General features: G+C 33.5%; 3 protein-coding genes and 1 pseudogene. All 4 read right to left on the reverse strand.

Features of this window, described 5'->3' with window-relative positions:
* On the reverse strand, positions 1-1,686 hold a 1,686-nt coding region (locus ACT8VG_RS07745), incomplete at its 3' end, for an ABC transporter ATP-binding protein (RefSeq protein ID WP_444195557.1).
* Position 1,687: 1 nt separating this feature from the next.
* A complete protein-coding gene (locus tag ACT8VG_RS07750; protein ID WP_217107151.1) occupies positions 1,688-3,436 on the reverse strand; it encodes an ABC transporter ATP-binding protein in 1,749 nt (582 codons plus the stop codon).
* Positions 3,437-3,517: 81 nt separating this feature from the next.
* The gene (locus ACT8VG_RS07755; RefSeq protein ID WP_195920300.1) at positions 3,518-4,147 is read right to left on the reverse strand and encodes a TetR/AcrR family transcriptional regulator; all 630 of its coding nucleotides are present in this window, start codon (positions 4,145-4,147) and stop codon (positions 3,518-3,520) included.
* 136 nt (positions 4,148-4,283) lie between these two features.
* Positions 4,284-4,474: pseudogene (locus tag ACT8VG_RS07760) on the reverse strand (NADH peroxidase); the annotation flags it as partial.

The following is a 4,474-nucleotide window of genomic DNA, read 5'->3' on the forward strand; positions in this document are numbered from 1 at the left end:
ATACATTCCATACTGTTTCTTTAATGATTGATGATTTCCCTGCTGGGCAATATGACCTTGATCAATAACTATAATTTGATGGGCTTGTCTTACTGTCTTTAATCTATGTGCAATCATAATGATTGTCTTTTCTTTAGTAAGAGCTTCTACTGCTTCCATTAACTCTTTTTCATTTTCTGGGTCTACGTTGGCTGTTGCTTCATCCAATATGACAATAGGTGCATCCTTCATGATAGCTCTCGCAATAGAAATACGTTGTTTTTCACCACCTGATAATGATGCGCCGCCTTCCCCAATGAGTGTATTATACCCTTCTGGTAGTGCACTAATAAAATCATGACAGCATGCTTTCTTTGCTGCTGCAACAACTTCTTCATGTGTCGCATTCTGGCAGCCAAACTTAATGTTATTTTCTATTGTATCCGCAAACAAATAAACTCTCTGGAAAACAAATGCGAAATTATTCATTAAGCTATTCATACTATAATCTTTCACATTGATACCACCTAATGTGACTGTTCCACTATCTACATCCCAGAATCTTGCAATCAGATTACAAAGAGTGGTTTTTCCTCCACCAGAAGGACCAACAATCGCTGTTGTTGTCTTTTCTGGGATAGTCAAAGAGACATCATCAATGATTTTTCTTTGATCATAAGAGAATGTTATATGATCTAGCTTGATGTCATGATGTTCTGGATTGATCTCTTTTCCATCAATATCCATCGTATTAAGTGTTAAAATCGCATTAGCTTTATCTACACATACACTTACTACATGTAATAATGAAGAGTAATTACCTGCACATTCTAAGCTAGAATAAAGCATAAATGAAGAAATAGTCATACCAATCGCATAAATAGCACTCATTGTACCATGAATATAAAATGATGCACTTGCGATGATAATAATAGCGGCAGTCACTTTCGTCACAATACCCTGAAAAAAATGGTATGGCACAAAGAGAAGCTCCATCTTCGTATTAATGTTCTGACATGCTTCATTCGCATTATTTAACTTTTCAGCCTGTTTTCCAAGCAAATTATAAGATTTAACTTCCGATATACCCTGCAAGTATTCCATAATTTGATTTACAAGTTCCGTGTCACATAATACCTTTTCTTCTGAACAATTCTTTGATGCATTTTGCATTAAAGAATTAATAATGAAGAATACAGCAACACCGGCTATAGAAATAAGTCCAATTCGCCAATCAAAAATGAAGATCATCAAGATAATCATAAAAGTTTCTAGAATACCTTGAGTTGTCAACATAACGACTCTTGCAGCAATATCCCCCAATAGTTCCATAGTATTTGTAGTAACTGAAGAGATTTCACCAATACTATTCGCATTAAAATAACCCATTGGAAGATAACGTAAATGCTCAGCAATCTTGATTCTTGTAAAGGCACTGGCATTATAGCCTCCATCTGTCTGTAAGACTGTAGAAAATCTCTTACATATAATAGAAATCACAATAGCACATAGCATCATCAAAGTGGCACCAGTTATATACTTTCCCATAGATTGATTATTCATTAATCCCATAAGAATATACATCATAGCAGGTATCTTCATTGCTGAGGAAAGAGCTTCAATGACGCCTAATAATATAGATATCTTGAATTTCTTTTCATTTTCTTTACCTGAGAATTTAAAGAATTTATTGAGAATCCCAAACATATTATTGTACCTCCTTTACTATATCTTTGACTGAAATATGTGCATTCCACATATCTCTATAAAGCGGACATTTTTCAAGTAGTTCATCATGTGTACCATGAGCGACAATATTTCCTTCATCAACTACAAACAATTGATCACTGTCTTTTACAGTAGAAAGTCGATGTGCTATGACTACTAATGTTTTACCTGTCACAAGCTTTGCGATAGAATTCTGCAGGATTGCTTCATTTTCTGGATCAGTATATGCAGTAGCTTCATCAAGAATAATAATAGGTGCATCTTTGAGCATTGCTCTTGCAATAGAGATGCGTTGTCTTTCTCCTCCAGAAAGATGTCCTCCAGCACCTCCCACAATTGTATCGAAACCATTTTCTAACTGCATAATAAAATCATAACATCCACTCTTTTTTGTGACTTCTATTATGTCTTCATCAGTAGCGTTTGGATTTCCTTGTCTGATATTTTCGCGGACTGTTTCATTAAACAGATAATTATCCTGAGCTACATAAGCTATTCTTTTATTAAAATCGTTTAAGGCAATATTTTTTATATCTACACCGCCGATTTCAATACTACCGCTATCTACATCCCATAAAGAAGCAATAAGCTTCGCAATCGTAGATTTACCACTTCCCGAAGGTCCTACAATGGCATTGACACTACCTGCCTGAAGCGACATATTAATGCCATGAAGAACTTCCTGATCATGATAAGCGAACTTTACATCTTTAAGTGTAATAGAGTTATCATGAGGGATATCTATGCTCTTTTGCGGTCTTTCAAGTTCTTTTTGGTCTAAGATACCTGTAACTTCTCCTACAATAACACTTATTTTACCTAGATCATCTGTATAAGAAAATGCGGTAATAAGAGGTCCTGCAATACTGAGAGATAAAATAATACATAATATAAAATGATCGACAGTAAGTGAACCATTTGCGACATAATGAGCACCTAACGGTAATACAGTAAGAAGTGTATAAGGTGTAATAGTCATCATTAAAGCATGAAATATAGAACATTTACGCATCCATGAAATAAAAGAATTGGCATAAGCCTTTGCGGATGTAGTAAATCTTTCATAAGAACTTTCTGTTTTACTAAAAGCTTTAATGACTTCAATACCATCAATATATTCTACTGCTGCATCATTTAAATCCTTTGTCGCTTTCACTGTTTTCTCAAAATTAGGCTTAAAATCAAGCATCATTCCAAAATAAGAGATAAACCCTACTACAATTGGTACAAGTGACCAAAGTGCAAGTCTATAGTCAATAGTAAAGAAATAAATCAATATAACAACTGGCCCAAGTAAGTTGGATGTGAACTCTGGAATAACATGAGCCAAAGTTGTTTCAATACTATCTATTCTTTCAACCATGATATTTTTAAATGTACCAGATGATGTATCTTTTACATAACCAAGAGGTACACGAGCAAGCTTATCACAGCATGCTTTTCTAATATTTGCAAGTACTGTAAAAGTGGCTTTATGTGATAGTGTTGTAGAGAGTGAATGAAATAATTCAGCAATTATAAATGATACCGCAATTAAAATCGCATCATACATATAATCATTAAAGTTCTTTGAACCATTTAAAAACATTTTTACCACATCGATAATAATAAAATAGGGAATGATTTTACATACTACATTACCTATCGCTAGTATGACACTGAGTACATAGGAACTCTTTTTCTGTCCTGCCCATTCTAAGATCCAGGCAGTAGTTGATTTTTTCTTCATATGTTTAGCTCCTCCTTATGTTAGTTTTAACTAACCCATTGATAATAATATAAGCGGCTTACCGGTATTGCCGCTTTATTATTATGCTGGAAATTTAATGCCCCATACACGTTCCCAGCCACCTGTTTGAAACTCTCTTAACTGAGATAAGATTTTTATTGCAGTATCCTTGTCGATATCGTGTTCGATAATTTGTAGAATTGATGAGAAGAATCCTGTGTAAACCATGTGCATCATAAGGTCACTGACTTCAGGAATATCCATTCCTGCACGTCTCATTGTTTCAAGATATTTATAAGTTGCTTTTATTTCACGATCAACCATATTATGAATAAACTCTTCATATTTACCACTATCTCCACATTTAAATAATAGTTTAAAATGATCATGGTGGTTATATAAATAGTGAATCATACGGTCTAAACCATATTCAGCAGAATATGACATATTGTTTGTCTGATCGTCTGCTGATAGTTTTTCAAATTGATCAATTATTTCATCGTAGATTTTATAAATATCTTCTAAGTAAGGATCAATGAGTGCATTAAATAACTTCTCTTTTGTAGGATAATACTTATAAAATGCACCAGTAGTGAGTCCTGCATCCTTAACAATCTTTCTTAAAGATGCACCTGCATAACCTTCTTTTAAGAAGTGTTTCAACGCAGTTTCTAGTATGAGTTCTTGTGTTTTGATAGCTTTAGTCGTCATATTTTTTGGTACCTTTCTAAAATATAACAGTGTTATCTAACACAGTTATATTATTATCTTATTTCTTCTAATTGTCAATAACTAAAAAAAATCTTACCACATATAAGTAGTAAGATTCAAATTCTTTATGATTTAATTACTTTCCAAAATATCTATCTAATAAACCTTTTAATGCTTTACCATGTCTTGCTTCATCTCTTGCCATTTCATGAACTGTATCATGAATTGCATCTAAGTTATTCTTTTTAGCGCATGTAGCAAGTTCAACTTTACCATCAGATGAAACAAATTCACAGTCTACACGCCAAGCTAAGTTATCCTTAGTAG

Origin of the sequence: Catenibacterium sp., assembly GCF_052354645.1 — a bacterium.
GTDB lineage: Bacteria > Bacillota_I > Bacilli_A > Erysipelotrichales > Coprobacillaceae > Catenibacterium > Catenibacterium mitsuoka_A.